Raw genomic sequence first — 26,996 nt, 5'->3', positions numbered from 1 at the left:
TCACGTGGACCTCGAACGCGGCCGCTGCCGAGCGGCACCGGAACGGCACTTCGTGGATGCGGTCCAGTAGATTGGGCAGGTCCTACCCCACCTGGAGATCCTGACACCGTGCATCTGAAGAGTCTAACCGTGCGGGGGTTCAAGTCATTCGCATCGGCGACCAGCTTCGACTTCGAGCCCGGCATCACCGCCGTCGTCGGCCCCAACGGCTCCGGCAAGTCGAACGTGGTGGACGCGCTCGCGTGGGTCATGGGGGAGCAGGGTGCCAAGACCCTCCGCGGGGGCAGCATGGAGGACGTCATCTTCGCCGGCACCTCCGGGCGTGCCCCCCTGGGGCGTGCGCAGGTGGAGCTCACCATCGACAACACCGACGGCGCGCTGCCCATCGAGTACACCGAGGTGACCATCTCGCGGACGCTCTTCCGGTCGGGCAGTTCCGAGTACGCGATCAATGGCCGGACCTGCCGTCTGCTCGACGTCCAGGAACTCCTCTCGGACTCCGGCCTCGGCCGGGAGATGCACGTGATCGTGGGGCAGGGGCAGCTCGACCGGATCCTCCATGCCACGCCGGAGGAGCGCCGCGGCTTCATCGAGGAGGCCGCGGGTGTGCTCAAGCACCGGCGGCGTCGGGAGAAGACCGTGCGGAAGCTCGAGGCCATGCAGGCCAATCTCGCACGACTCGCGGATCTGACCACCGAGCTCCGCCGGCAGCTGACCCCCCTGGGCAAGCAGGCCGAGGTGGCCCGGCGGGCGCAGCAGGTGCAGTCGACCTTCCGCGACGCCCGCGCCCGCCTCCTCGCCGACGACCTGGTGGGTCTGCGCGCCGTCCTCGAGCGGTCCGTCGCCGCAGCGGACGCCGGCAGGGCGCGCCGCACCGAGGTGGAGGGGCTGCTCCGCTCGGAGCAGGAACGCCAGAGCGCTATCGAGCAGGCGGCCACTGCGGCGGTACCCGCACTCGACCGCGCGAGGGACTCCTGGTACGCCCTGTCGGAGGCGCGGCAGAAGCTCTCCGCGCTCGCCGTCCGGGCGGAGGACCGCGCGCACCTGCTGGGACAGGAGGGTGCGCCGCCGGAGCCGGGCGGCGACCCGGACCGACTCGACCGGGACGCAGCGAGGCTCCGGGAGGAGGTCGGCGTCCTGCAGGATGAGGTCGCAGCCCGGGCCGGGGCACTCGAGCGGGCACTGGTGCAGCGCCGTGCTGCGGAGGAGGCGGCGGCTGCGGAGGACACACGGCTGGCGCGCGCGCTGCAGGCGGCCTCCGTGCGGCGCGAGGCGCACGCGAGGCTCTCCGGGGCGGTCGGGGCTGCCCGCTCCAGGGCTGACGCGGCCATCGCCGAGGCCGGACGGCTCCGGGCCTCTATCGCTGCGGCGGAGGAGGAGCAGCGGATCGCCGAGGAGGCGTTCTCGACGCTGCAGGACCAGATCGGGGACGCCGAGTCCGGGGAGGAGGGGCTCGACGCCGTGTACGAGGAGGCCGCCGCCGTCCATCGCGCGGTCGCGGCGGAACTCGAGGCCCTCACGGACGAGGAGCGCCGTACCGACCGGGAACGCGGAGCCCTCTCCGCCCGGCTCGACGCGCAGCGTGAGGGCCTGCACCAGCGCGATGCGGCAGGGACACTCCTCGGCGCCGACCTGCGCGGTGTCCTCCAGCCCCTCTCGCACCTGCTGGACATCACGCCCGGGTTCGAGCGGCCGGTCGCCGTCGCGCTCGCGGAGTTCGCCGACGCCGTGACCGTGGACAGCGTCGAGTCGGCGCTGGAGGCACTGCGCCTGGTCCGGCGCGACGACGCGGGCCGGATCTCCCTCGTCGTCGTTCCGGGCGGGACCGTTGCATCGCGGCAGGAGGATCCACGGAGCACGGACGCGACAGGGCAGGCTCCGGCGGTGGAGGGCGCCCTCGATCAGGCCGTGCCGCTGCTGAGCGTCGTGTCCGTGCCGCTCCCGCTGCGGGCCGCACTCGGCAGCATGTTGGACGGCGTCGTCGTCGTGGAGGGGATGGAGCAGGCGGCCGCCGCGGTGGAGGACGACCGGGTGCGTGCGGCGGTGACCCGGGACGGCGACCTCCTGTCGCGGCACACTGCGCGCGGTGGATCCGGCGCGGCAGCGGGGCAGCTCGAGCTGAGAGCAGCCGCCACCCGGACCGAGGAGCGGCTGGCGCAGGCCGAGATCGCGGCGGAGCGTCTGCGCATACGGTTGGCCGACGTGCGCGGCCGGGACCACGCAGCGCGCCAGGACGTTGACGCCGCTCTCGCCCGCCTCCATGAGTCGGACGCACGGATGGCCGCGGTGACGGAGCAGCTCGGCCACCTGAGCGCCACCCTGCGGTCCGCCTCCGGGGAGAGGACGCGTCTGGAGCGTCTCCTCGCCGAGGCCGGCGAACGCCGCGACCGCGAGGAGGCGACGCTGGCCGGGGCCCTGCAGAGCCTCGAGGAGTACGAGGACCGGCCCGTCGAGGCAGAGCCCTCGACCGCACGGCAGGCGGACCTGCACCGCGGCGCGGCCGATGCCCGGCAGAGCGAGCTCGAGGCCCGGTTGGCCCTGCGCAGCAGCGAGGAGCAGTTGTCGGCCCTCGGGGCCCGGGCGGCGTCGCTGGAGCACGCAGCCCGTACCGAGCGGCGCGCGCGCGAGCAGGCGGCACGGAGGGAGGACGTACGCAGGGCCGGGGCCCGTACCGCCAGTGCCGTGGCGGACGGTGCGCGACGGACGGAGGAGTTCGCCATCCGCTCGATCGCTGCGGCAGCCGACCGGCGGGACACCGCAGAGCAGCGACGGCACGAGCAGGACGCGCTGTGGCAGGAGGTCCGGCGACGTACCGCGGAGCTCGGTGAGGAGCTGGCGGGGCTCACCACCGCCGCGCACCGGGACGAGCTCGCCCGGGCCGAGCAGGGAGCGCGGATCGAAGCGCTCGAGAAGCGGGCGATCGACGACCTCGGGCTGACCCCGGATCACCTCGTGGGCGAGTTCGGCCCCCACCTGCCGGTGCCGGCGGATTCCGGCACCCAGGACCGCTGGGCGGAGCTGAGGACGGCGGTCGACGCCGACGGGCAGCCCGTGCCGGAGGGGCTGCCCTTCGTCCGGTCCGAGCAGGAGAAACGCCTGCGGCGTGCCGAGAAGGACCTCGCCGCGCTCGGCAAGGTCAACCCGCTGGCCCTCGAGGAGTTCGCGGCCCTGGAGGAGCGCCACCAGTTCCTCAGCACGCAGCTCGCCGACCTCAGGGCCAGTCGCAAGGACCTCCTCGAGATCATCCGGGAGGTCGACGAGCGGGTGGAACAGGTCTTCACCGCGGCCTACCGGGACACGGCCGAGCAGTTCGAGCAGGTCTTCGCCAGGCTCTTCCCCGGAGGCGCAGGGCGGCTCGTGCTCACGGATCCGACGGACCTGCTGTCCTCGGGCATCGAGGTGGAGGCGCGGCCCGCGGGCAAGAAGATCAAGCGACTCTCGCTCCTGTCGGGCGGAGAGCGCTCGCTGACGGCGGTCGCGCTGCTGGTCGCCATCTTCCGGGCGCGCCCCTCTCCGTTCTACGTCATGGACGAGGTCGAGGCGGCCCTCGACGACACGAACCTGGGCCGTCTCCTCGAGATCTTCCGGGACCTCAGCCGGACCAGTCAGCTCATCGTCATCACCCACCAGAAACGGACCATGGAGATAGCCCATGCCCTGTACGGGGTGACGATGCGCGGTGACGGGGTCTCCGCCGTCATCAGCCAGCGCCTGGGGGTGCCGCCGGAACATTGAACGGCCCGCGCAGGGGCCGGGTCCTCAGTCCTGCGTCACCGGTGTCCCGCCCGTGTCCCGACCCACGGGGTCCGCGCCGCGACTGCGGACCAGGGTCTCCCGCGCGCCCAGCCACACGACGGCGGCGAGCAGGGCGAGGGCTCCGGTGGCGACGAAGGCCAGATCGTAGGAGCCCACGAACAACCGGTCGATGATGACGCCCGCGACGATGGGGCCGAAGATGGCACCGAGATCGGAGCTCATCTGAAACGTGGCCAGGACCTTGCCGCCGCTTCGTTCGTGACCGATGACATCGGCGACCGCCGCCTGCTGGGCAGGGTTGAGCAGTCCGGTCCCGATCCCGCCCACCACGCAGATGGCGAGGAAGACCACGACGTTCCCGGAGAATCCGAGCGCCACCATCGCCGCACCGTTGATGATCAATCCCGTGATCACGAGGGGCTTCCTGCCGGCGGTGTCGGTGAGCCGGCCGGAGAAGGTCAGCGCCAATGCGGTACCGGCAGCGAAGAAGGCCAGGGAGAGCCCGGCGATCTCCGGGCCGGCTCCCAGCACGGCCGAGGCGAACAGGGGGACCAGGGCTATGCGGATGCCGAAGGAGGACCAGCCATTGGCGAAACTGGAGACGAGGGCCGCCCTGTAGGCGGAGTCACGGAGCGCCACCTTGACCGCCAGCGGAGCCTGTTTGCGGGCCGCCCGGCGATCGGCGAGCGAGGTGTCCTTGAGCTGGAAGAACACCACGGCGGAGGCGATGAGCAGGGCGACGGCGTAGACCAGGAAGGGCACGCGGAGCCCGAAGCCGGCGAGCAGGCCCCCGAGGACGGGACCGCCGATGTTGCCGAGGAGGAACGCCGTGGCATAGGCGCCGGAGACCCGTCCGCGGATGCTCGGGGGAGCGAGCCGGACTATCAGACCCATGGCCGACACGGTGAACATGGTCGACCCGATACCGCCCAGTCCGCGGAAGATCAGCAGTTGCCAGTAGCTGGCCGCGAAGGCGCACGCGGCGGTGGAGGTGGCCACGATGAGCAGGCCGATGATGTAGACGGGTCGCTCGCCCATCCGCTCGATCAGCCAGCCGCCCGCCGGTGCGAAGAGCAGGCGGGTCAGGGCGAAGGCGCTGACAATGACCGAGGCCGCGGTCACCCCGACGTCGAAGCTCTGGGCGAAGGCCGGGAGGATGGGCGCGACGAGTCCGAAGCCGATGGCGATCACGAACGCCGCGGCGATCAGGACCTTGATCTCGCGCGGGATGGCCTGCTTCTCGCCGGCGTCGTCCGTCGGCGGACGCTTCCGTCCCGAGGAGTCGTCGGAGGAGGGGTGTCTGCGCGCGCGAGGGAAACCGGACATGGTCCTCGCATTCTGCCACTGCCGGGCGTCCCGCGACCGCAGGTCCGGTGGCTGCCGGGCGCGGGAGGCGTTGTGAGAAGGTTGAGCGGTGAACGAATTACTGCTGCCCGTCATCTTCGTCGTCCTCGCGATCGCCGTGATCGGTTCGCTCCTCGTCGTGCTCGTGCGCGGTCGCCGGACACCGCCGGGGATCTACTCGTCCCCGCGGGACGCCGATGATCAGGATCCGGCCGGCGTCCACGGAGCCACCTCCACGGATGTGCTCGACAGGCCCGACGGCACGACCACGGACGTCCTCGTCCCCGACGATCTCAGCAGTCTGGACGAGGCGCCGCCCGCGCCGGGCCTCGATACCGTGGACCCCGTGCAGGGCCGGCTCGCCCGGCTGCGCGCGCGCCTGATCCGCTCCAACAACGCCCTCGGCAAGGGCCTGCTCGCCCTGCTCTCCCGGGACCGGATCGACGAGGACGTGTGGGACGAGGTGGAGGAGACCCTCCTGCTCGCGGATCTGGGCACCGAGCCCACCCTGGAACTGGTCGACGCGCTGCGTGAGCGCGTGAAGGTGGCCGGCAGCCGGGACCCCGCCGAGGTCAGGGGCATGCTCCACGAGGAACTCGTCAAGCTGGTCGATCCGACGATGGACCGGTCGCTCGCGACCCAGCGCCACGCCGACCGTCCGGCCGTGGTCATGGTGGTCGGTGTGAACGGCGTGGGGAAGACCACCACCGTGGGCAAGCTGGCCCGCGTGCTCGTGGCGGACGACAAGGATGTGCTCCTCGGGGCGGCGGACACCTTCCGTGCCGCGGCCGCCGAGCAGCTCGCCACGTGGGGGGCACGGGTCGGTGTCCCGACCGTGAGGTCCGACGTCGACGGCGCAGATCCGGCGTCGGTGGCCTTCGATGCTGTGAAGGCGGGTATCGAGCAGGAGGTCGACGTCGTCCTCATCGACACCGCCGGTCGCCTGCAGAACAAGGTCGGCCTGATGGACGAGCTCGGCAAGGTCAAGCGCGTGGTCGAGAAGCACGGCGCCGTGGACGAGGTGCTGCTGGTGCTGGACGCGACGACGGGCCAGAACGGACTCAGCCAGGCCAAGGTCTTCGCCGAGGTGGTCAACATCACCGGTATCGTCCTGACGAAGCTGGACGGCACGGCGAAGGGCGGGATCGTGGTGGCCATCCAGCGCAGTCTCGGCGTGCCGGTCAAGCTGATCGGACTCGGCGAGGGTGCCGACGATCTGGCGCCGTTCGACGCCGACGGCTTTGTCGACGCCCTGCTGAACTGATCGGCCCGTCAGGCGTGGGCTGACTCCAGCAGTCCCTCGAGCCTCGCATAGCTCGTCTCCATGCCGTCCGTCATGCCCGTCGCCAGGACGGCGTCCCGCTGGCCGGCATCCGCGTAGGTGATGACCAGGGACAGGAGGGTCCCGCCCTGGACGGGCGTCAGCGTCAGTTCGTTCAGTGTGGCTGGGTGGTCCGTACCGATCATGGACTCGGTGGTGACCGAGCGGTATGGCTCCGCGGACTCCAGCAGTTCGCCGGTGAAGCCGAAGCGCTCGCCGTCGGTGGCGTTCTCCCACTCGTAGCGGTAGCTGTCGCCGACGCGCACCGCGATCTCGCACACGGGCATCGTCCAGCCGTCGGGTCCGAGCAGCCACCGCTTCACGAGGGCGGCATCGGTGTGGGCGCGCCAGACGTGCTCCACGGGACCGCGGATGATGCGGGCCACGCGTACCCGTGTATCGCCGAGGAGCTGCGCCTCGGCCACGTGGTCGGCGGCGAAGGCCGCCAGATCGGTCAGCACTGTGTCGATCTGCGACATCGCCTCGCGGGTACCCTCGAGCATTCCCATCCCGACCAGCTGTTCGAGCTGGTCGAGGGAGTCGAAGCGCGTCGTGGTGACGAGGCGCGACCCTCCCTCGATCGCCTCGAAGGCGAAGGACATGTGCATGCTCGGCAGCTCCTGGTTCGGCTCGCCGTTCGCGTCCGCGAAGGCGTCGGACACCTCGAAGGCGTCGGGAGCATCCACGGAGCGCCACTCCCAGCACCCGTAGTGCTCATCGCCCTCGGGGCCGGTCATCCGGTAGACGCTGCGGCCGCCCGGGAAGGCGTCGTGGCGGAGGAACGTGGCGGGGTACGTGGGCGGTCCCCAGAACCGTTCGATCTGCCGGGGGTCATATAGGCGTCCCACAGGCGGCGCAGCGGTGCCGCGAACTCGGCGACGATCGTCAGGGTCAGCAGGTCGAGGTTCTTCTCGGTGGTGATGACGGGCATGATCAGCCTTTCTCGGGGGGTGGGGACTCGCTCAGGAGGGCGTCGAGGCGGTCGGTCCGCGCACGCCAGATCAGTTCGAGGTCGTCGAGGAGGCGCTGGGCCTGGCGGAGGCGCTCGGGCACTCCGCGCACCATCCGCTCGCGTCCGCGGGGTTCCTTGGTCACGAGCCTCGCCTCCTCCAGTACCGCGACGTGCTTCTGGACCGCGGCGAACGACATGTCGTACGCGTGGGCCAGGGACGAGACCGATATGTCGGCCAGCAGCGTCCTGCGCACGATGTCGCGCCGGGTGGCATCGGCCAGCGCACGGAAGATGCGGTTCACCTCCTCGTCGGTCAACGCATCTACAACCATAAAGTTGTACGTTACTCGCGGCTCGACGCTCGTGCAATGCCTTCTCACGGCTTCCGCTTGCTGCGGCTTAACCTGCTCGCAATACGGCGCCCGAGCGACGGAAACACGGGCGTCCGATTCTTGAGGTGCGGGAAGTACCCGCCTCTTCCGGAAGGGTTGTCCGTGATGGATCTGACACCGAGCCACGTCTGGGTGATGACCTCAGCTGCCCTCGTACTGCTGATGACGCCCGGCCTCGCGTTCTTCTACGGCGGGATGACCCGCGCCAAGGCCGCCCTGAACATGATGATGATGAGCTTCGTCGCCGTCGGCCTCGTCGGGATCGTCTGGGTTCTCTGGGGCTACTCGATGACTACTGGCCAGGGGGTCGCCCAGCTCGTCGGCAACCCCTTCACCTCCTCCGGCCTGACCGGATTGATCGGTACCGAGGACCTCATCGGTACCGGCTACGGTGCGACCTTCGCCATCATCACGGTTGCGCTGATCAGCGGGGCGATCGCGGACAGGGCGAAGTTCGGAGCGTGGACCCTCTTCGTCCCGGTCTGGATCACGATCGTGTACTGCCCGCTGGCGTTCATGGTCTGGGGCGGGGGGCTGCTCAGCGCCGACGGCGTCGTGGGCGGGACGGTCGGTGAGGCCGTCGACTTCGCCGGCGGTACGGTGGTGCACATCAGCGCCGGGGTCGCAGCCCTCGTCATGGCCCTGATCCTCGGCAAGCGCCAGGGGTTCGGGGAGGACCCGGCCCATCGACCGCACAACATTCCCCTCGTGATGCTCGGTGCTGCGCTGCTGTGGTTCGGATGGTTCGGCTTCAACGGCGGTGCGGCGGGTAGCGCCGAGGAGGCGGGGCTGATCTGGGTCAACACCATGGCCGCGCCTGCGGCGGCGATGGTGGGCTGGCTGGTGACCGAACGTATCCGCGACGGGCGCCCCACCTCGCTCGGTGCCGCCTCCGGCATCGTGGCGGGGCTCGTCGCCGCAGGTTTCGCCGTGGCATTCTCGGCGGTGATGACGGCCGTCATCGGGCTCGCCATCCACCGGACCATCGGGTTCCGCATCAGCCCCGACGACGAGGTGTCCGGCGTCGACCTCTCCGAGCACGCGGAAACGGCCTACGAGTTCGGGGGACTCACGATGGGCAGCACCTTCCGCCCCTTCACCGGGCACCGGGTCGACCAACGGGCGGTGCCGTCGGTGACCGGACAGCGTAGGGGTACCGACCCGGTGATGGAGGGCACCGGCCCCTGACCCCGGGGCGCAAGGTCCCGTTAGCCTCCGTGGGTGGAGGGCCAGGAGTCCGGACCGGCCGATCCGGCGGTGTATTCGTCCAGGGGCACCCGATCCTCCGCCCAGGCCTGCAGGACCGGCTCCACGATGCGCCAGCAGTCCTCCGCGGTGTCCCCGCGGACGGAGAGTGTCGGATCCCCGGCGAGGACACCCTCGAGCACTTCGCCGTAGGGGAGCAGATCGGTCTCGTTGAGATTGGTGCTCAGAGTGGTGCGGTCGAGCGAGAAGATGTCTCCCGGGCCGTTCACGTCGATCTCGAGCTGCAGCGTGTCGGGTCCGAACCCGATCCGGAGCTTGGCGGGTGCGTCCTCACCCTTGAAGCCGGTGGGCAGATGACTGACGGGCTTGAAGGTGATGACCGCCTCCTTGCGGGTGACCCCGAGTGCCTTGCCGGAGCGGAGGATGAACGGGACCCCCGCCCAGCGGTCGTTGTTGATGGAGACGGTCACCTCGGCGAGCGTCTCCGTACCCCTCGAGGGGTCGACGCCGGGCTCCGCCGTGTAGTCGCCGACCTCGCGCTCGCCGATCCTGCCCGCCGTGTAGCGGGCACGACGGCTGCTGCCCGGCGTGTCGACGTCCACCGAGCTGGCACGCAGGACCGAGCCGATGTGATCGCGGAGATCCCGCTCGTGGAGGGTCGACGGCGCATTCAGGGCCAGCAGGGCCATGATCTGCAGCAGATGACTCTGGATCATGTCCCGCAGCGCGCCGGCGCCGTCGTAGTAGCGAGCCCGGTTCTCGAGCGCGAGTGCCTCGTCGAAGAAGATCTCGACCTTCTCGACATGGAGATTGCTCCAGACCGGTTCCAGGATGCGATTGGCGAAGCGCAGCCCGAGGATGTTGAAGACCGTGGCCTTGCCGAGGAAGTGGTCCACGCGGTGGATGTTCTGCTCCGGGACCACCTTCGCGAGCTTCTCGTTCAGCAGGTGGGCGGAGGCTTGATCGGTGCCGAAGGGCTTCTCCATGACGAGCCTGGTCCCGTGGGGCAGCGAGTCGGACCCGAGCGCGCTGCAGGCCTTCTGACTGACGGAGGGGGGCAGCGCGAAGTAGATCGCCACCGGGCCGTCGAGGGTGGCCACAAGGTCGGCCAGGCCCGGTTTCGTGACATCGAGCAGGTGGTAGGAGCTGTCGTCCCGCACCTGCTGCAGCGAGGCCCGCCCGGCGTCGTCCGCTTTGCCCATGGCGGTGGCGAAGGAGCTGTCGATGCGCGTCCGCCACTGCTCGTCGCTCCAGTCGTCCGACCCGGCGCCCACCAGCTTGAGGCCGTCGGCGCGCCCGAGGCGGATCAGCCGAGCCAGCCCCGGGAGGAGGAGGCGGCCCGTCAGATCGCCGGACGCTCCCAGGATGAGCAGTGTTCTCACGCGGGTGTCCGCATCGGCCGGGATGGAGTCGTGTTCTGCGAGTGAGTGAGTGTCCACGCCTTCACCCTGCCACGGAAAGCCGGGCGTGTCCCGTGTTCCTGCAGGGCGGACGGAGGATTCCCGGCGGCGGGGCCGCCGTCGTCCGGCACAGGCCCTGTTGATACGCTAGGGAGCTGAAGTCCCCATCTTCTCCCGATGAAAGAAGTCCACGGCACGTGTTCAACTCACTCTCCGACCGCCTGACCGCGACCTTCAAGAACCTCCGGGGCAAGGGCCGCCTGAGCGAAGCCGACATCGACGCGACGGTCCGCGAGATCCGGCGCGCCCTGCTCGACGCCGATGTGGCCGTCTCGGTGGTCCGCGCCTTCACGGCGTCGGTCAAGGAGCGGGCGCTGGGTCTGGAGGTGTCGCAGGCGCTGAACCCGGGCCAGCAGATCGTGAAGATCGTGAACGAGGAGCTCGTCGGTATCCTCGGCGGCGAGACGCGGCGCATCCGCCTCGCCAAGAACCCGCCCACCGTCATCATGCTGGCCGGTCTGCAGGGAGCGGGCAAGACCACCCTCGCCGGCAAGCTGTCCACCTGGCTCAAGGGCCAGGGACACAGCCCGCTGCTCGTGGCCTGTGACCTGCAGCGTCCCAATGCCGTCCGCCAGCTCCAGGTCAACGGCGAGCGTGCCGGGGTGCCGGTCTTCGCCCCGCACCCCGGCGTGAGCTCCGAATTCGAGGCCGCCACGGGTGATCCCGTGGCCGTCGCCCGCCAGGGCGTCGCCGAGGCGCGGTCCCGCCTGCACGACGTCGTCATCGTGGACACCGCAGGACGCCTCGGTGTCGACGCCGAGCTGATGCAGCAGGCCGCCGACATCCGCGCGGCGATCGACCCCGACGAGGTCCTCTTCGTCATCGACGCCATGATCGGCCAGGACGCGGTCACCACCGCGCTCGCCTTCAGCGAGGGTGTCGACTTCACCGGCGTCGTGCTGACCAAGCTCGACGGTGATGCCCGGGGAGGCGCGGCCCTCTCCGTCGCGTCGGTGACCGGCAAGCCCGTGATGTTCGCCTCCACGGGCGAGGGCCTGAAGGACTTCGAGCTCTTCCACCCCGACCGGATGGCCTCCCGCATCCTCGACATGGGCGACATCCTCACCCTGATCGAGCAGGCGGAGAAGTCCTGGGACAAGGACGAGGCCGCCCGGATGGCGAAGAAGTTCGCCGACCAGGAGGACTTCACGCTCGACGACTTCCTGGCCCAGATGCAGCAGATCCGCAACATGGGCTCCATGAAGAAGATGCTCATGATGATGCCCGGTGCTGCGAACATGCGCGAGGCACTCGAGAACTTCGACGAGCGCGAGATCGACCGCGTCGAGGCGATCGTGCGCTCCATGACCCCGCACGAGCGTGTGGCCCCGAAGATCCTCAACGGCTCGCGGCGCGCGAGGATCGCCCGCGGATCGGGCGTCCACGTCTCCGAGGTCAACGGCCTGCTCGAGCGTTTCGCGCAGGCGCAGAAGATGATGAAGAAGATGGCCTCCGGCGGCGGTGTCCCGGGGATGCCGGGCATGGCGGGGCCCGGTGGGTTCGGGGGAGCCCGCAAGAGCAAGGCCGTCGCTGCCAAGGGCAAGAAGAAGCCGCGCTCGGGCAACCCGGCCAAGGCCGCGCAGGAGGCCAGGGAGGCCGAGGTGCGGCGCGAGGCGGCTCGCGCCGCCGCGCCCACCGGCGCCGCCTTCGGCGGACAGCAGGAGCTCGATCCCTCGGCGATGAACCTCCCCAAGGGCTTCGAGAAGTTCCTCGGGAAGTAGCCGGCCCGGGCCCGACGGATGCATGGTGCCGGCCGGAGTCGCCTAACGCGGCACCGTCTGGCACAATGAATCCGTACCCGATCCGTGCAGCCCTCTCTCTGTGCGTGCATCGTGTCCTGAAGAACCCCCATGAATGGCCCGCCCCACGGGAGCAGGATGACGGGTTCGCCCCTTTTCATTTACAAGGAGTGACCACACCAGTGGCCGTAAAGATTCGCCTCAAGCGCATGGGCAAGATCCGTGCACCGTTCTACCGTGTCGTCGTCATGGACGCACGCTCCAAGCGTGATGGCCGTGCCCTCGAAGAGATCGGCAAGTACAACCCCACCGAGGAGCCCTCGTTCATCGAGATCAACTCGGACCGGGCCCAGTACTGGCTCGGCGTCGGCGCGCAGCCCACCGAGCAGGTGTCCGTCCTGCTGAAGATCACCGGTGACTGGCAGAAGTTCAAGGGACTCAAGGGCCAGGAAGGCACCCTGAGGACCAAGGCCTCCAAGGAATCCTTCGTCGCCCCCGACAAGGGATCCGTGATCGTCCCCGAGGCCATCACCCCGAAGGCGAAGAAGAGCGACGACGCCGCTGCGGAAGCCGCCGAGGCAGAGTAACTTGCTGGCCGAAGCTCTGGGGCATCTCGTCCGCGGCATCGTGGACAGCCCCGACGACGTCCGGGTCTCCTCGAAGAACGACCGCCGCGGAGAGACGCTCGAGGTCCGGGTGCACCAGGAGGACCTGGGTCGGGTGATCGGCCGTCAGGGCCGCACCGCCCGTGCGCTCCGCACCGTGATCGCAGCCCTCGCGGACGGGGAACCGGTCCGCGTGGACGTGGTCGACACCGACCGCCGCCGAGGCTGACCCCCGGAGCTCGAAAGCCTTGATCGGCCCCACCACCAGGATCTGGAGGTGGGGCCGATTTTCATGCAGAACCCCTTCGACCCCAGCAGGAGCACCACCATGGACGTACTCGTCGCCAGGATCGGAAAGCCGCACGGCATCAAGGGCGAGGTGACCGTCCAGCTCTTCACCGATGCACCCGAGGACCGCTTCGACGCCGGTGGGACCTTCCGTGTGGAAGGGGCCGCCGTGACGGAGCTGACCGTGGCGAAGGCCCGCTGGAACAAGGACATCCTGATCGTCGGCTTCGAGCAGGTCGCCGACCGGAACCAGGCCGAGACCCTCCGTGGAGCGCAGCTGTTCATCGACACCGCAGCGGTGCAGGACGACGACGACGATGCCTGGTACGAGCACGAACTGGTCGGCCTCGACGCCCGGGTGGACGGCGCCTCGGTCGGGAAGGTCACCGCCCTGCGGACCATGGCGGTGCAGGACCTCCTCGTCGTCGAACTCGCCGACGGACACGAGGCCCTCGTCCCGTTCGTCGGCAGCATCGTCCCCCAGGTGAACACGGAGCAGGGCTTCATCGAGATCGTCCCCCCGGAGGGACTGTTCGAGCTCAATACGCCAGGCTCGAACCAGGCTCCCGACGACGGCGACGACGCCTTGGGTGCCGGAACGGGCGAGGCTCGCGGCTAGTGCGCATCGACGTCGTCTCCATCTTCCCGGAGTACCTCGCCGCACTCGATCTCTCCCTCATCGGCAAGGCGCGGCGGCAGGGTCTGCTCGACATCAGGATCCACGACCTGCGCGAGGCGACGACAGACCGCCACCGCACGGTCGACGACACCCCCTACGGCGGTGGGGCCGGGATGGTCATGAAACCGGAGCCATGGGCGCAGGCCCTGGGAACCGTGCTCGCTGCTGCTCCTGACCCCCGCCCCACACTCATCGTGCCCTCGCCGGCCGGCGCCGTCTTCACCCAGGAGATGGCCCACGAGCTGGCTGGGCTGGATCATCTCGTGTTCGCCTGCGGGAGGTACGAGGGCATCGACGAGCGCGCCATCGACTGGGCGCGGGAGCAGTTCGACGTCCGGGCGGTCTCGCTCGGCGACTACGTCCTCAACGGGGGGGAGGTCGCCGTCCTCGCCATCGTCGAGGCCGTCGGCCGCCTCATCCCCGGCGTGGTGGGCAACCCGGAGTCCCTCGTCGAGGAGTCTCACTCCGACGGCCTCCTCGAGTACCCGGTCTACACCAAACCGTCCTCCTGGCGCGGCCGGGACGTCCCGGAGGTGCTCCTGAGCGGCGACCACGCCAGGATCGCGCGGTGGCGGCGCCTCGAACAGTTGCGGCGCACCGCCGAGCGGCGTCCTGACCTGCTCGCGCGCGTCGACCCCGCGAGCCTGAGCCAGGCCGAACGGACCGCGCTCAGCGGGAGCGCGCCTGCGGTGGACGGCGATCCCCACCCGCCTCCGGCGCATTAGCGATTGCCCGGACCGCTGTGGAATAATCGACAGCTGTGTCCACTGGACCGGGTCCTGCCACAGGGGGATCCCGGTCGACAGTTCCACACCGGGTCCCGAATCGTCGGGTCACCCGGATCTTCCTTCATCGGCGACAGCGCCGGACCCCAGGGTCCACCCGCGCCCGCCGTGACCCACATGAATGACCTGTGGCGTTCATCAGGAGCACGAATATGCATATTCTCGATTCTGTCGATGCCGGAGCCTTCCGCGACAACGTCCCCGATTTCCGCGCGGGAGACACCGTCAACGTGCACGTCAACATCATCGAAGGCAAGAACACCCGTGTCCAGATCTTCAAGGGCTTCGTCCTGGGCCGCCAGGGCGACGGCATCCGCGAGACCTTCACGGTCCGCAAGGTGAGCTTCGGCGTCGGCGTGGAGCGGACCTTCCCCGTCCACAGCCCGGTCCTCGATCGCATCGAGGTCGTCTCGCGTGGTGACGTGCGCCGCGCCAAGCTGTACTACATGCGTGATCTGCGCGGCAAGGCTGCGAAGATCAAGGAGAAGCGCGACCCCAAGACGCTCAAGTAGCTTCTGCTGGTGCACGAAACCCCCGCCGACCGGTCCACGACCGGAGAGCACCCGAAACGCCGGTCCCGATCCGTGGGCTGGCGTTTCGTGCTCTCCGCCGTGGTCGTGGCGGCTCTGCTCACGGGTCTCGTGCGCTCCTTCCTGGTGGACGTCTACTTCATCCCCTCCGGCTCCATGGAGCCCCTTCTCACCGAGGGGGACCGCGTGCTGGTCGACAAGCTGGTGGACACGGCGGACCAGCTGCAGCGCGGGGACGTGGTGGTCTTCGACGGCAGGGGATCCTTCGATCCCATCACCGACCAGCGGTCCCTGCCCGAGCGGCTGCTCTCCGGCGCCGGTCGGTGGCTCGGGGTCAGCGGTAGCCACACGGTCTACATCAAGCGCGTGATCGGCCTCGGCGGAGACCACGTGGAGTGCTGCTCCGAGGACGGACACCTGATCGTCGACGGCGACGTCCTGGACGAGCCCTACCTCTATCCGGGTGACAGCGCGAGCGACGGCAGCTTCGACGTCGTCGTCCCCGAGGGGCGGGTCTGGCTCCTCGGCGACCACCGGTCCGCATCGCAGGATTCACGCTCGCTGCTCGGCGCACCGGGTGGTGGACTCATCGCGGAGGATCGGATCATCGGGCGGGCCTTTCAGCTAGTCTGGCCACGTGACCGGTTCGCGCCGATCGGGCTGCCGGACGACTGACCGCTCGGCGCCGGACCAGGCCTCCGCACCACCCGACCGGCAGGTCGACGCCGGGCACCACCACGACCACAGAGGGATCAGTACATGGCACGGAGCTTCCGCAGGAAGTCGAGCCCGGAGGACGACGCGTCCGACGCGCACGCCGTCGACCCGACCGGTGACGCCGAGGGGTCCGCCGGGGGCGCCACGCGTGCCTCCCGACGGAAACCCGAGAAAGCCCCGGAGCGCGGCTTCGGCGCCTGGCTCAAGGAGATCGCGACCATCGTCGTGATCGCCCTGGTCCTCTCGTTCCTCATCAAGACCTTCCTCTTCCGGGCCTTCTTCATCCCCTCGGGATCGATGGAGGAGACGCTCGAGATCGACGACCGCATCTTCGTCAACCAGCTCGTGCCCCAGCCGTTCGACCTCCAGCGCGGGGACATCGTCGTCTTCCGGGACACGGCCGGATGGCTGCCGCCCCAGGAGGAGCTCCAGCTCAGCTGGCTGAAGGAGGCACTGATCTTCGTCGGCCTCGCGCCGGACCAGTCCCAGCAGCACCTCGTGAAGAGGGTCATCGGGCTGCCCGGGGACACCGTGACCTGCTGCGACGCCGAGGGCCGCATCACCGTCAACGGCGAACCGCTCGACGAACCCTATCTGTTCCCCGGTGCCAATCCCTCGGATCTGCCGTTCGACGTCGTCGTCCCCGAGGGCAGCGTCTGGGTCATGGGCGATCACCGCAACGCCTCCGCCGACTCGCGTGCCAACCAGGACAAGCCCGGGGAGGGCTTCGTCGACATCGACGACATCGAGGGCAGGGCCGCCGTCATCGCGTGGCCGCTGAATCGCATCGGATTCCTCGGCAATCACCCCGACGTGTTCGACGGCGTGCCGGACGCCGCGGGATCGTGACGGCACTGCGCCGGAGGCGGACCGCCGCGCCGACGCTCCGGCTCGAGAGGGCGTTCTCGGCGCAGGGCCACCGGTTCGTCGCCGGGTGCGACGAGGTGGGCAGGGGAGCACTGGCCGGCCCGGTGTCAGTGGGCATCGTCGTGGTGGATCTGGAGGCCGCCCGCGGGCTGCGCGGGGTCCGCGACAGCAAGCTGCTCACCGCCGCAGAGCGTGAGGCCCTGGTGCCCCGCATCCGACGCTGGTGCGTGGCTTCCGGGGTGGGGCACGCATCGGCCGCCGAGATCGACGCCCTCGGTCTGGTGGGCGCCCTGCGGACCGCCGGGAGCCGGGCGCTGGCCACGGTCCGGACGAGCGTTCCGCCCGACGTCGTCGTGCTCGACGGTAACCACGACTGGCTCTCACCGCTTCCAGCGGACACGGCGGGGACCGACGGTGATCTGGTTGTGGGACGCGACGCGCAGGACCGCACGGCTCCGGTGCACACCCGGATCAAGGCCGATCTGACCTGCCTGAGCGTCGCCGCCGCGAGTGTGCTCGCGAAGGTGGAGCGCGACGACCTGATGGTCTCGCTCGCGGCGGATCATCCGTCCTTCGGGTGGGACGTCAACAAGGGGTACGCCACCGCGGGGCACCGCACGGCCATCGATGCCGCCGGGCCCACTGAGTACCACCGGAGGACCTGGCGCCTGGGGAGCCGCGACAGGCCCGCCGCACCGATCCTGGAAAGAGGATGATGACCGAATGAGTGCCGAGGATCTCGAGAACTACGAAACCGACATGGAGCTGCAGCTCTATCGCGAGTACCGCGACGTGGTGGGCCTGTTCAGCTATGTCGTGGAGACGGAGCGCCGGTTCTACCTGGCGAACAACGTGGACCTGCAGGCCCGCTCCGCGGACGGTGAGGTCTACTTCGACCTGACCCTGCAGGACGCCTGGGTCTGGGACGTGTACCGGTCAGCGCGCTTCGTCAAGAACGTCCGCGTGATCACCTTCAAGGACGTCAACGTCGAGGAGCTGACGAAGTCCGACGACATCACCCTGGCGAAGGACGGCACGCTGGGCAACTGAGCGGCTGCTCCGGCCTGATCGCGGCCTTGTCCACATAGCAGCTTCTCCGCTGCGGTCCTTCCTCCCTCTGCCCGAGGCTGGGGGAGGAGGTGATGGCCATGCTGGCGAAGGATCGGCTGGGACGCCGCGGCGAGGAGACGGCCGCTGCGTTCCTCGAACGCGCGGGGCTGCGAATCGTGGACCGCAACTGGCGGTGTCCGGCGGGTGAGATCGACCTCGTCGCGGTGGAGGGTTCCACCCTCGTGATCGTCGAGGTCAAGACGCGGACCTCGGACGATTTCGGGCAGCCGCTGGAGGCGATCAGCGCGGGCAAGCTCGCCAGGCTGTATCTGCTGGCGTCGAAGTGGGCGCGGTCGCACGAGCAGCGGTTCAGCGGTTTCCGGATCGATGCGGTCGGCGTGCTCGACGACGGCTCCGGGGCCCCGCGGATCGAACATGTCCGGGCGGTGCTCTGATGGCGCTCGGCCGGACCTACGCCGTCTGCCTGGTGGGCATGAACGGTCATGTCGTGGAGGTGGAGGCCGACATCGGGCAGACCCTGCCGGCGTTCGTGCTCCTCGGCCTGCCCGACGCCTCCCTCAACGAGGCGAAGGACCGCATCAGGGCCGCGGCCCGGAATGCCGGTGTGCCGCTCAGCCGACGGAAGCTCACCGTCAATCTCATCCCCGCCTCGCTGCCCAAGCGCGGATCGGCCTTCGACCTGGCGATCGTCATGTCGGCGCTCGCCGCAGCAGGCGATGTCAGGGCCTGCGGATCCACGGTCTTCATCGCCGAGCTCGGGCTGGACGGTCGGTTGAGACCTGTTCGCGGAGTGCTGCCGGCGGTCATGGCCGCGGTGGGGGCCGGCCACCATCGCGTCGTCGTCGCCCTCGAGAACGAGGCTGAGGCGGCGCTGGTCCCCGCTGCCGATGTCACGTCCTTCCGGACTCTCGCCGAGGTGGCGCTGGCCTTCGGGGCGGACGCCGCGCAGGTGAAGCTGCCCGACCCCGTGGTCCACGCCGACCCGTCGGAGGAGACCGTGTCGATCACGCAGCCGCGGGACCTATCGGACATCGCGGGCCAGCAGGAGGCACGCTTCGCGCTGGAGGTCGCCGCTGCGGGCGCCCACCACCTGCTGATGGTGGGGCCCCCCGGCGCGGGCAAGACCATGCTCGCCGAGCGCCTGCCGGGGATCCTCCCGGATCTCGAGGACGACCACGCCATGGAGGTGACGGCCATCCACAGCCTGAGCGGCGACCGGCACTGCGCCCAGCTGCAGCGCACCCCGCCGTTCGAGAGCCCGCACCACACGGCGACCCCGGCCTCCATCATCGGTGGAGGCAGTGGCATCCCCCGCCCCGGTGCGGCATCGCGAGCGCACCGGGGGGTCCTGTTCCTCGACGAGGCGCCGGAGTACGAGCGCCGGGTGCTGGAAGCGCTGCGGGAGCCGCTGGAGAGCGGGCGGCTCGTGTTGCACAGGGCGTCCGGAACCGCATCCTATCCCGCGCGGTTCCAGCTGGTGCTGGCCCTGAATCCCTGCCCGTGCGGACTCGCCACCGGCAAGGGGACCGACTGCGTATGCACGGCACAGCAGCGCCGACGGTACTTCAACCGCCTCTCCGGTCCGCTGCTGGACCGCGTCGATCTGCAACTGGCCGTGCGCCGGGTGGGCCTCGAGGACTACGCGGACACCCGGGCGGCCGAGTCCTCCGCCGTGGTCGCCGCGCGGGTCGCCGCCGCACGCGGGGCGCAGCGGGAGCGGCTCCGCCCGTGGGACGTCGTCACCAACTCCGAGGTCCAGGGCCGGATCCTCCGCAGCGAGCTCGCCCTGCCGCGCGGTGTCACAGCAGCGCTGGACAGAGCCCTCGAGCTCGGCCTCGTCAGCGCCCGCGGGTGGGACAGGGTGACCCGCGTCGCCTGGACCATCGCCGATCTGGCCGGTCGCGCGCGGCCGGACGCGGACGACGTCGTGACCGCCCTCGGATTCCGCCTCCAGGAACGTGCTGCCTGATGGGTGCCGACAGCAGCGCCACACTGGCCAGGGCAGCGCTCTCGAGGCTCTTCGAACCCTCCGACACCGTAGGGCTGGGCCTCGTGGCAATCGTGGGTCCCGTCGATGCCCTGCGGATCGCCCGGAGGGAGCTCATCGTGGACGACGGGATCCGGCGTTCCCTGCGGGAGCTGCTGGGCGGCGCAAACGGCCCGCGGGATCCGCTCCGGGATTCCCTGGCGCGCTGGGCCCCACGCGTGCCCGAACTCGCACCCGAACGTGATCTGGCGACACTGCGCCGCCTTGCCGGACGGTTGGTCACACCCGAGACCGACGAATGGCCCGGGGCCCTCGACGACCTCCAGGGCGGCACCCCCGTCTGTCTCTGGGTGCGCGGCACGCAGGCGATACCACCGCAGGCCCGCCTGGCGTCGGTGGTCGGGTCCCGGGACAGCACCCCGTACGGATCCGCGGTGACGACGGAGCTGTCGACCGGACTCGTGATGCGGGGCTACGGAGTGGTCTCCGGCGGCGCCTACGGCATCGACGCGCAGGCGCACCGGGCTGCTCTCGCGTCGGCGAGCGATCACGGCCCGCCGACCATCGCCGTCCTCGCCGGCGGGATCGACAGGTACTATCCGGCCGGGAACGAGGAGTTGCTGCGCACCATCGCCCAGCGGGGCCTGCTGGTCTCGGAGGTGCCCCCCGGCAGCTCGCCCACACGGTGGCGCTTCCTGCAGCGCAACCGCCTGATCGCAGCGCTCAGTGCGGTGACCGTCGTCGTCGAGGCCCGCTGGCGCTCCGGCGCCCTCAACACCGCCCACCACGCGGCGGCTCTCGGTCGCCCCGTCGGCGCCGTCCCGGGCTCGGTCCACTCCGCGAACTCGGCCGGATGTCACAGGCTCCTGAGGGAGGGCACGGCCGTCTGCGTGGCAGACGCTGCCGACGTCGCCGAGCTCGCCGGGCCGCTGGGCAGCGAGCCGCTGGGGGACAGGGCGAGGGAGGAGGCCGCACCCGTGAAGGACCAGGACGGTCTGACGGTGCCGGACCTGCTCGTCCTCGACGGGCTCCCGGTGCGCGCGACGACGACCGTGGACAAGCTCACCGCCGTCGCCGGTCTCTCCGTCCGCGAGGTGATCGGCGGACTGGCGCGGCTCGAACTCGCCGGCCTCGCCTACCGCACCGGCGAGGGCTGGGGGCGTCGACAGCGATGACCGAGCAGATCCATCCGATGACCAGGAGGACACCATGAGCGGAACCAGCGGCCCCGACACCGGGGGCGGACGATGGCATCAGGAGATCGAGACTCCCGTCGGCGGACTGCTGATCGTGGCCGACGCCGCGGCGATCGTCGGCCTGTACCACTCGATCCACGACCCGGCTCCCGGACCGGAACTGCTCGGCCGGCGCCTCCGTGTGCCCGGGTCGACGGCGGAGGTATCGAGCCCGGAAGGTACACCAGGGCCGCCGGCGACGCTTCCGCCCATGACTGCGGACCTGTTGGGGCGAGCGGCCGAGGAGGTGGCGGAGTACTTCGCCGGGGCCCGTCAGGAGTTCGAGCTGCCCGTCGAGCTGCACGGCACGGAGTTCCAGCTGCAGGTCTGGGCCGATGTGCTGACGATCCCGTACGGAGAACGCCGCAGCTACCGCGACCTCGCCTCCCGGCAGGGGAACTCGGCGATGGGGCGAGCGATCGGAGCGGCGGTCAGGGCCAATCCCGTGTCGATCCTCGTCCCAGGACACCGGGTGGTCAGCAGTACCGGCGGCGTCGCGGGCTACGCGTCCGGTAGCGGCACGAAGATCGCTCTGCTGGAGCTCGAATCCGCGACCCGGCTCGCCCTGGGTACGCTGGGGGCGGGTAGCCGCATCCCGTAGTGGCTGCCCTCAGGATCGGAGGACGTCGTGGCTGGTGCCCGGGCAGCGAGCGGTGACGAGTTCGCCGCTGCGCTCGACCGCTTCTCCGCGTACCTGACGCGGGAACGGAACCGGTCCGCGCACACCGCGCGGGCCTATCGGCTGGACATCGACCTGTTCCTCACGCACGCCACGTCCGCCGGCGCTTCCCGTCTCGCAGAGCTGGAACTGCGCCACTTCCGTACCTGGCTCGGAGCTCTGGACGCCGCAGGGCTCTCACGCTCCACGATCGCGCGGCGGGCCGCCTCGGTGCGGACCTTCATGGACTGGGCAGTCCGCGAGGAGCTGGTACCGGCGAACCCGGCCCTCCGACTGCGGGCCCCGAAGCGCGCCGGTCACCTGCCCACGGTCCTGAGCCAGCCGCAGGCCACGGCCCTGTTCGAGCTGCTGGGTGCGCGCGCGCAGGCAGGAGAGCCGCGCGAACTGCAACGCCGGGCCATGCTCGAGCTGGTCTACGGGACAGGCATCCGCGTCGGGGAGCTCGTGGGCCTCGACATCGACGACCTCGATCCGGAGCGCCGCACCCTCGTGGTCCTGGGCAAGGGAGGGAAGGAGCGCACCGTCCCCTACGGGGTGCCGGCGGCCGCCGCCGTCGACGACTGGCTCCGACGCGGACGGGCGACACGGGTGACCGGGACGAGCGGTCCAGCGCTCTTCCTCGGCGCCCGGGGCGGGCGGATCGACCAGCGGACCGTCCGGTCGCAGGTCCAGGAAGTACTGGAGTCGCTCGGGGACACCGCTGCACGCGGTCCCCACGCGCTGCGGCACAGCGCTGCGACGCACCTGCTCGACGGCGGCGCCGATCTCCGCTCCGTCCAGGAGCTCCTTGGTCATTCGAGTCTCGCGACCACCCAGCTGTACACGCACGTGTCCGTGGACCGCCTCCGGCGCAGCTATGAGCAGGCCCATCCCAGAGCCTGAGGAAAGACGCAGGATTTCCAGCACCGGATCCGCCCTTCCCGCTCCCGAGCGAGCATCCGTCGTCCATGCTGGCGGAATCGATGCTTGTCGGGCACAATGAGCGATAGCCGGCGTAGCTCCGCCGGTCGATGTCCGGTCAGCACACCGGTTCCACGCATCACTTTCCACGCATCACTGAGGGTCGTTGGGGAAGACGTACCTACAGTTATGGAGGATGGAATGTCTGGTGTGACGGCTCGTGGCGTGTTGTACGTGCACTCAGCCCCTACTGCCCTGTGCCCTCATGTGGAGTGGGCCATCGGCTCGGTGCTCGACAAGCGCATAGACCTCGAGTGGACGGCGCAGCCGGCCGCTCCCGCGATGCTGCGCGCCGAGCTGTCCTGGACAGGATCCCAGGGTTCGGGCTCGCGCATCGCATCGGCGCTGCGCGGCTGGGCCCATCTCCGCTTCGAGGTCACCGAGGAGCAGAGTGCAGGAGCCGACGGAGGACGCTGGTCCTACACCCCCGAGCTGGGGATCTTCCACGCCACGACCGATGTGCACGGCAACATCATGATCACGGAGGATCGCATCCGCTACGCCTACGAGGCAGGGGCGGGGGATCCCGCCGCGGTCTACCACGAGCTGTCCCTCGCGCTGGGCGAGTCGTGGGACGAGGAGCTCGAGTCGTTCCGTCACGCCGCCGAGGGTGCACCCGTGCGCTGGCTCCACCAGGTGGGCTAGGCCCGCCCACCGGGTGTACCGCCGGCGCACGGCACAGTGCTCAGCTGCTCCGCAGCACGATCACGGCATTGTGCCCGCCGAAGCCGAAGGAGTTGCTCAGGGCCACGAGGTCTCCCGCAGGCAGCTCCCGGGGGGCGGTGACCACGTCGAGGGGGATCTCCGGATCCTGGTCGTCGAGATTGATCGTCACGGGCATCGTGCGCTCGTGCAGTGCCAGCACGGTCATGATGGCCTCCACCGCCCCGGACGCTCCGAGAAGGTGCCCGGTCTGCGACTTGGTCGCCGAGACGGCCACCTGGTCGAGGTGGTGACCCAGGGCGGCCTTCAGGGCCGTGTACTCCGGCTTGTCGCCCACGGGCGTGGAGGTGGCATGGGCATTGACGTGCACCACGTCCTCCGCCTGCGCCCGGGCGTCGAACAGCGCGGCCTTGAGCGCACGGGTGGCACCGAGCCCCTCGGGATCGGGGGCGGTGATGTGATACGCGTCGGCGGTGACGGAGGTCCCGGCGAGCTCGGCGTAGATCCGCGCGCCACGCGCCAGGGCGTGCTCCTCGGCCTCGATGACGAGGGCCCCGGCCCCCTCACCCATGACGAAGCCGTCGCGGCCGGTGTCGTAGGGGCGGGAGGCGAGTTCCGGTTCGTCGTTGCGCCGCGAGAGGGCCTGCATCGACGCGAAGGCCGCGATGGGCATCGGGTGGATGGCCGCTTCGGCTCCACCGCACATGACGACGTCGGCCTTGCCCGAGCGGATGAGCTCGAGCCCCTGGTGGAGCGCCTCCGTACCCGAGGCGCACGCGGACACCGGCGTGTGCGCGCCGGCCCGTGCGCCGAGGTCCAGACTGACTGCTGCCGCCGGTCCGTTCGGCATGAGCATCGGCACGGTCATCGGCAGGACACGGCGCGGTCCCTTCTCCCGCAGGGTGTCCCAGGCGTCGAGCAGGGTCCAGACCCCGCCGATACCGGTCGCGAACGCCACGGCCAGGCGGTCCCTGTCGATGTCCTCGATCCCGGAGTCGCGCCAGGCCTCCCGGGAGGCCACCACCGCGAACTGGGTGGACGGATCCATGCGCTTGGCCTCCACGCGGGAGAGGACCTCGGAGGCCGGGGTGGCGATCTGGGCGGCGAACGTCACCGGCAGTTCGTACTTCTCCACCCAGTCGGCCTCGATGGCACGGGCGCCCGAGACTCCCTTGAGGGAGTTGGCCCACATGGTGGGTACGTCCCCGCCGATCGGGGTGGTTGCACCGAGTCCGGTGATGACGACTTTGCGTGGCATGGTCACTCTTTCGACGCTGGGGTGCGCTCCGGCTGCACCGGGGCGGGAATACGACTGCGGCCGCCCACGGCGGTGATACCGGGAGCGGCCGCAGAGCCGGACGGGAGGTGCTAGGCCTGCGCGCCCGAGATGAAGTTCACGGCGTCGCCCACGGTCTTGAGGTTCTTGACCTCCTCGTCGGGGATGCGGACGCCGAACTTCTCCTCCGCGTTGACGACGATGGTCATCATCGAGATGGAGTCGATGTCGAGATCGTCGGTGAAGGACTTGTCCATCTCGACGGACTCGGGGGCGAGGCCGGTCTCCTCGTTGACGATCTCTGCCAGACCGGCCAGGATTTCTTCGTTGCTAGCCATGATGGCTCCTTTTCTGTTCTTGCCGGCGGACCGGCGGGGGATGGTCAGATCGCGCGGACGCGATCCGGGCTTGGGATCTAGGGCAGGACGACGACCTGCGCCCCGAAGACGAGTCCGGCACCGAAGCCGATCTGCAGGGCGAGGGTGCCGCTGAGGGAAGGCTGCTCCTGGAGGGTGCGGTGCATGGCCAGCGGGATGGAGGCCGCGGAGGTGTTCCCGGCGTCGACGATGTCGCGCGCCACGTGGACGTGCTCCGGGAGCTTCAGCTGCTTCACCATCTCATCGATGATACGGATGTTGGCCTGATGCGGGAGGAAGACGGAGAGCTCGTCGGCCGTGATGCCGGCAGCGTCGAGGGCCTGCTGCGCCACCTTCGCCATCTCCCAGACGGCCCAGCGGAACACGGCGGGGCCGTCCTGGCGCATCGTGGGCCAGAGCCCTTCGCGCTCCGTTCCCTCGTCCTCGTCGCGCTCGGCGTCGGAGGCGACCGCGCCCAGAGCGTAGTCCCGCACGTCCAGCAGGGAGCGGTCCATGCGGATCGCCTCGTGCTTGCTGCCGTCCGAGCCCCACACGGTGGGGCCGATCCCGGCGGAGTCCGCGGGACCGATCACGACGGCGCCCGCACCGTCGCCGAGGAGGAACGAGATGGTGCGGTCAGTGTTGTCGATGAAGTCGGAGAGCTTCTCGACGCCGACCACGAGGACGTACTCCGCGGTACCGGCGTGGACGAGGGCGTCTCCCTGCGCGATCCCGTAGCAGTAGCCGGCGCACGCGGCCGAGATGTCGTAGGCGGGCGCCGGGGACGCGCCGAGACGGTCCGTCAGCTGCGCCGCGGCCGAGGGTGTGGCGTAGGGGTGGGTCACGGTCGAGACGAGGACCGCACCCAGCTGGGACGCTTCGATACCTGCCGCCGCGAGGGCGTCCCGCGCAGCGGCCTCGGCCATGTCGATGACACTCACCTCACGCGGCGCCCGGTGCCGTGTCACGATCCCCGTCCGCTGCCGGATCCATTCGTCGGAGGAGTCGATCCACTGGCAGACGTCGTCGTTCGTCACGATGAGCTCGGGACGGTAGGCGCCGACTCCGTGGATGCGCGTGTGTGCGCGGAGGGGTGCCTGCTTCATTGCGGTGATGCTCACTGGGATCCTTCGGCTGTAATGGACGGATCGGGATCCGTGGTTCGCGAGTGCTCCTCGATGAACGCGTGGGCGGCTTCCAGGTCCTCGGGAGATTTTACGGCCAGGGCTGCCGTTCCGCGCATTCCGCGCTTCGCCAGGCCGGTCAGGGTCCCTGCCGGTGAGAGTTCGATCAGACCGGTGATGCCCATGTGCTGCATCGACTCCATGCACAGGTCCCAGCGGACCGGTCGGGACACCTGTGCGATGAGGCTGTCCAGGTTGCCGTCGCCCCTGATCACGGGCTTGCCGTCGTAGTTGGAGATGAGGGTCGCCACGGGGTCGGTCGGGGTGAGTGACCCCCGCAGATCCTCGAGGGCCGTGACCGCGGGTGACATGTGGTGGGTGTGGAATGCCCCGGCGACCTTCAACGGGACGACGCGGGCTCTGGCCGGCGGGTCCTCCCCGAGTGCGGACAGCTGCTCGAGCGTCCCTGCCGCGACGACCTGTCCACCGCCGTTGGCGTTCGCGACCGTGAGTCCGAGGTGCGACAGCCGGTCCGTGACCTCGTCGGGATCGCCGCCGAGCACTGCGCTCATCCCGGTGGGCGTCGCCGCGGCCGCCTCGGCCATGGCATTGGCGCGGACGCGGACGAAGGCGATCGCGTCCTCCTCGGTCAGCGCACCGGCGACGGCGGAGGCCGTCAGCTCTCCCACGGAGTGCCCCGCGAGCACCGTCGACGCGGTGAGGACGTGGTCCGCAAGGAGCAGGCGGGCAGTGACGAGACCCGCCGCGACGATGAGCGGTTGGGCGACAGCCGTGTCCTTGATCGTCTCCTCGTCGGAGACGGTGCCGTGGCGGACGAGGTCCAGGCCTGCCCGGTCGCTGAGGTGTTCGAGCTGGTCACGGACCCCGGGTAGATCGAGCCAGGGGCTCAGGAAGCCCGGGGTCTGGGAGCCCTGTCCGGGGCAGGCGATTGCAAGCACTGTTCCAGCTTTCCAAACCGGGGGAGTATTACCGGGTGTCCGGCA

The 26,996-nt window shown here is 70.1% G+C and carries 28 protein-coding genes; 19 read left to right on the top strand and 9 right to left on the bottom strand.

What is annotated here, in order from left to right; translation table 11 throughout:
• The first annotated feature begins 108 nt into the window (after nt 1–108).
• Entirely contained in the window at nt 109–3,735 is a 3,627-nt protein-coding gene (smc, locus tag Q0747_RS00765) for a chromosome segregation protein SMC (RefSeq protein WP_298251356.1), read from the top strand.
• Between the two features lie 24 nt (nt 3,736–3,759).
• On the opposite strand, the gene Q0747_RS00760 is transcribed toward smc, so the two are convergent.
• Nucleotides 3,760–5,082 (bottom strand): MFS transporter, encoded by a 1,323-nt coding sequence (locus tag Q0747_RS00760; protein WP_298251355.1) that lies wholly within the window; start codon nt 5,080–5,082, stop codon nt 3,760–3,762.
• A gap of 88 nt (nt 5,083–5,170) precedes the next feature.
• On the opposite strand from Q0747_RS00760, the gene ftsY reads away from it, so the two are divergent.
• The gene (gene ftsY, locus Q0747_RS00755) at nt 5,171–6,364 is read left to right on the top strand and encodes a signal recognition particle-docking protein FtsY (protein ID WP_298251354.1); all 1,194 of its coding nucleotides are present in this window, start codon (nt 5,171–5,173) and stop codon (nt 6,362–6,364) included.
• Between the two features lie 8 nt (nt 6,365–6,372).
• Here the strand turns inward: ftsY and Q0747_RS00750 are convergent, their stop codons facing one another.
• From Q0747_RS00750 to Q0747_RS00745, 3 genes are read right to left on the bottom strand one after another with little or no spacing between them, the layout of a single operon-like run.
• Nucleotides 6,373–7,242 carry an SRPBCC domain-containing protein gene (locus Q0747_RS00750; RefSeq protein ID WP_367277648.1) on the bottom strand — a complete coding sequence of 290 codons (870 nt, stop codon included), beginning with the start codon at nt 7,240–7,242 and terminating at the stop codon, nt 6,373–6,375.
• Nucleotides 7,155–7,352, bottom strand: a complete 198-nt coding sequence (locus Q0747_RS13890; RefSeq protein ID WP_367277650.1) for a hypothetical protein — start codon at nt 7,350–7,352, stop codon at nt 7,155–7,157. The genes Q0747_RS00750 and Q0747_RS13890 overlap by 88 nt, the downstream gene beginning before the upstream one ends.
• A gap of 2 nt (nt 7,353–7,354) precedes the next feature.
• Nucleotides 7,355–7,705, bottom strand: coding sequence for a helix-turn-helix transcriptional regulator (locus Q0747_RS00745; protein ID WP_298251353.1), 351 nt, complete (start codon nt 7,703–7,705; stop codon nt 7,355–7,357).
• A 165-nt stretch (nt 7,706–7,870) separates the two neighbouring features.
• Here Q0747_RS00745 and Q0747_RS00740 point away from each other — a divergent pair, with 165 nt between their 5' ends.
• On the top strand, nt 7,871–8,953 hold the full coding sequence (locus Q0747_RS00740) for an ammonium transporter (protein ID WP_298251352.1): 1,083 nt from the start codon (nt 7,871–7,873) through the stop codon (nt 8,951–8,953).
• 20 nt (nt 8,954–8,973) lie between these two features.
• On the opposite strand, the gene Q0747_RS00735 is transcribed toward Q0747_RS00740, so the two are convergent.
• Complete coding sequence (locus Q0747_RS00735; RefSeq protein ID WP_298251351.1) at nt 8,974–10,410, bottom strand: glucose-6-phosphate dehydrogenase; 1,437 nt, start codon at nt 10,408–10,410, stop codon at nt 8,974–8,976.
• A gap of 158 nt (nt 10,411–10,568) precedes the next feature.
• Between Q0747_RS00735 and ffh the strand changes: the two genes are divergently transcribed.
• From ffh to Q0747_RS00655, 16 genes are all read left to right on the top strand, one after another.
• Nucleotides 10,569–12,152 carry a signal recognition particle protein gene (gene ffh, locus Q0747_RS00730; protein WP_298251350.1) on the top strand — a complete coding sequence of 528 codons (1,584 nt, stop codon included), beginning with the start codon at nt 10,569–10,571 and terminating at the stop codon, nt 12,150–12,152.
• A gap of 200 nt (nt 12,153–12,352) precedes the next feature.
• On the top strand, nt 12,353–12,757 hold the full coding sequence (gene rpsP / locus Q0747_RS00725) for a 30S ribosomal protein S16 (RefSeq protein WP_148600330.1): 405 nt from the start codon (nt 12,353–12,355) through the stop codon (nt 12,755–12,757).
• A 1-nt stretch (nt 12,758) separates the two neighbouring features.
• Entirely contained in the window at nt 12,759–13,004 is a 246-nt protein-coding gene (locus Q0747_RS00720) for an RNA-binding protein (RefSeq protein ID WP_298251349.1), read from the top strand.
• A gap of 99 nt (nt 13,005–13,103) precedes the next feature.
• Complete coding sequence (rimM, locus tag Q0747_RS00715) at nt 13,104–13,682, top strand: ribosome maturation factor RimM (RefSeq protein WP_298251741.1); 579 nt, start codon at nt 13,104–13,106, stop codon at nt 13,680–13,682.
• On the top strand, nt 13,682–14,467 hold the full coding sequence (gene trmD, locus Q0747_RS00710) for a tRNA (guanosine(37)-N1)-methyltransferase TrmD (protein ID WP_298251348.1): 786 nt from the start codon (nt 13,682–13,684) through the stop codon (nt 14,465–14,467). The genes rimM and trmD overlap by 1 nt, the downstream gene beginning before the upstream one ends.
• A gap of 212 nt (nt 14,468–14,679) precedes the next feature.
• Entirely contained in the window at nt 14,680–15,039 is a 360-nt protein-coding gene (gene rplS / locus Q0747_RS00705) for a 50S ribosomal protein L19 (RefSeq protein WP_298251347.1), read from the top strand.
• Between the two features lie 9 nt (nt 15,040–15,048).
• Nucleotides 15,049–15,732 (top strand): signal peptidase I, encoded by a 684-nt coding sequence (gene lepB, locus Q0747_RS00700; RefSeq protein ID WP_298251346.1) that lies wholly within the window; start codon nt 15,049–15,051, stop codon nt 15,730–15,732.
• An 84-nt stretch (nt 15,733–15,816) separates the two neighbouring features.
• Nucleotides 15,817–16,623 (top strand): signal peptidase I, encoded by an 807-nt coding sequence (gene lepB, locus Q0747_RS00695; RefSeq protein ID WP_298251345.1) that lies wholly within the window; start codon nt 15,817–15,819, stop codon nt 16,621–16,623.
• Between the two features lie 5 nt (nt 16,624–16,628).
• The gene (locus Q0747_RS00690) at nt 16,629–17,357 is read left to right on the top strand and encodes a ribonuclease HII (protein ID WP_298251740.1); all 729 of its coding nucleotides are present in this window, start codon (nt 16,629–16,631) and stop codon (nt 17,355–17,357) included.
• A 7-nt stretch (nt 17,358–17,364) separates the two neighbouring features.
• A complete protein-coding gene (locus Q0747_RS00685) occupies nt 17,365–17,691 on the top strand; it encodes a DUF2469 domain-containing protein (RefSeq protein ID WP_148600324.1) in 327 nt (108 codons plus the stop codon).
• A gap of 89 nt (nt 17,692–17,780) precedes the next feature.
• Entirely contained in the window at nt 17,781–18,146 is a 366-nt protein-coding gene (locus Q0747_RS00680) for a YraN family protein (protein ID WP_298251344.1), read from the top strand.
• Nucleotides 18,146–19,681: a YifB family Mg chelatase-like AAA ATPase gene (locus Q0747_RS00675; protein WP_298251343.1), complete on the top strand. Its 1,536-nt coding sequence runs from the start codon at nt 18,146–18,148 to the stop codon at nt 19,679–19,681. Before Q0747_RS00680 ends, Q0747_RS00675 begins: the two co-directional genes overlap by 1 nt.
• Nucleotides 19,681–20,874 carry a DNA-processing protein DprA gene (dprA, locus tag Q0747_RS00670; RefSeq protein WP_298251342.1) on the top strand — a complete coding sequence of 398 codons (1,194 nt, stop codon included), beginning with the start codon at nt 19,681–19,683 and terminating at the stop codon, nt 20,872–20,874. Before Q0747_RS00675 ends, dprA begins: the two co-directional genes overlap by 1 nt.
• A gap of 34 nt (nt 20,875–20,908) precedes the next feature.
• Complete coding sequence (locus tag Q0747_RS00665; protein ID WP_298251341.1) at nt 20,909–21,535, top strand: methylated-DNA--[protein]-cysteine S-methyltransferase; 627 nt, start codon at nt 20,909–20,911, stop codon at nt 21,533–21,535.
• A 27-nt stretch (nt 21,536–21,562) separates the two neighbouring features.
• Nucleotides 21,563–22,495 carry a tyrosine recombinase XerC gene (locus Q0747_RS00660; protein WP_298251340.1) on the top strand — a complete coding sequence of 311 codons (933 nt, stop codon included), beginning with the start codon at nt 21,563–21,565 and terminating at the stop codon, nt 22,493–22,495.
• Between the two features lie 219 nt (nt 22,496–22,714).
• Nucleotides 22,715–23,218 (top strand): DUF3145 domain-containing protein, encoded by a 504-nt coding sequence (locus Q0747_RS00655; RefSeq protein WP_298251339.1) that lies wholly within the window; start codon nt 22,715–22,717, stop codon nt 23,216–23,218.
• 40 nt (nt 23,219–23,258) lie between these two features.
• Here the strand turns inward: Q0747_RS00655 and fabF are convergent, their stop codons facing one another.
• The 4 genes from fabF to Q0747_RS00635 form a co-directional block, all read right to left on the bottom strand.
• Complete coding sequence (gene fabF, locus Q0747_RS00650) at nt 23,259–24,494, bottom strand: beta-ketoacyl-ACP synthase II (RefSeq protein WP_298251338.1); 1,236 nt, start codon at nt 24,492–24,494, stop codon at nt 23,259–23,261.
• Nucleotides 24,495–24,604: 110 nt separating this feature from the next.
• On the bottom strand, nt 24,605–24,850 hold the full coding sequence (locus tag Q0747_RS00645) for an acyl carrier protein (protein WP_019482900.1): 246 nt from the start codon (nt 24,848–24,850) through the stop codon (nt 24,605–24,607).
• A 77-nt stretch (nt 24,851–24,927) separates the two neighbouring features.
• Nucleotides 24,928–25,989: a beta-ketoacyl-ACP synthase III gene (locus tag Q0747_RS00640; RefSeq protein WP_298251337.1), complete on the bottom strand. Its 1,062-nt coding sequence runs from the start codon at nt 25,987–25,989 to the stop codon at nt 24,928–24,930.
• Nucleotides 25,986–26,951 carry an ACP S-malonyltransferase gene (locus Q0747_RS00635; protein WP_298251336.1) on the bottom strand — a complete coding sequence of 322 codons (966 nt, stop codon included), beginning with the start codon at nt 26,949–26,951 and terminating at the stop codon, nt 25,986–25,988. The genes Q0747_RS00640 and Q0747_RS00635 overlap by 4 nt, the downstream gene beginning before the upstream one ends.
• Nucleotides 26,952–26,996: the final 45 nt, after the last annotated feature.

This window comes from uncultured Arthrobacter sp., assembly GCF_947493765.1.
Classification (GTDB): domain Bacteria; phylum Actinomycetota; class Actinomycetes; order Actinomycetales; family Micrococcaceae; genus Arthrobacter_D.
Note: the sequence above shows the minus strand (reverse complement) of the source record. Positions and strands in the feature narration are given on the sequence as shown.

Coding starts and splice junctions, on each gene's coding strand:
- Q0747_RS00760 (WP_298251355.1), bottom strand. CDS start 5,082: ATGTCCGGTTTCCCTCGCGCGCGCAGACACCCCTCCTCCGACGACTCC.
- Q0747_RS13890 (WP_367277650.1), bottom strand. CDS start 7,352: ATGCCCGTCATCACCACCGAGAAGAACCTCGACCTGCTGACCCTGACG.
- Q0747_RS00745 (WP_298251353.1), bottom strand. CDS start 7,705: ATGGTTGTAGATGCGTTGACCGACGAGGAGGTGAACCGCATCTTCCGT.
- Q0747_RS00740 (WP_298251352.1), top strand. CDS start 7,871: ATGGATCTGACACCGAGCCACGTCTGGGTGATGACCTCAGCTGCCCTC.
- rimM (WP_298251741.1), top strand. CDS start 13,104: ATGGACGTACTCGTCGCCAGGATCGGAAAGCCGCACGGCATCAAGGGC.
- rplS (WP_298251347.1), top strand. CDS start 14,680: ATGCATATTCTCGATTCTGTCGATGCCGGAGCCTTCCGCGACAACGTC.
- lepB (WP_298251345.1), top strand. CDS start 15,817: ATGGCACGGAGCTTCCGCAGGAAGTCGAGCCCGGAGGACGACGCGTCC.
- Q0747_RS00685 (WP_148600324.1), top strand. CDS start 17,365: ATGAGTGCCGAGGATCTCGAGAACTACGAAACCGACATGGAGCTGCAG.
- Q0747_RS00675 (WP_298251343.1), top strand. CDS start 18,146: ATGGCGCTCGGCCGGACCTACGCCGTCTGCCTGGTGGGCATGAACGGT.
- dprA (WP_298251342.1), top strand. CDS start 19,681: ATGGGTGCCGACAGCAGCGCCACACTGGCCAGGGCAGCGCTCTCGAGG.
- Q0747_RS00665 (WP_298251341.1), top strand. CDS start 20,909: ATGAGCGGAACCAGCGGCCCCGACACCGGGGGCGGACGATGGCATCAG.
- Q0747_RS00655 (WP_298251339.1), top strand. CDS start 22,715: ATGTCTGGTGTGACGGCTCGTGGCGTGTTGTACGTGCACTCAGCCCCT.
- fabF (WP_298251338.1), bottom strand. CDS start 24,494: ATGCCACGCAAAGTCGTCATCACCGGACTCGGTGCAACCACCCCGATC.
- Q0747_RS00645 (WP_019482900.1), bottom strand. CDS start 24,850: ATGGCTAGCAACGAAGAAATCCTGGCCGGTCTGGCAGAGATCGTCAAC.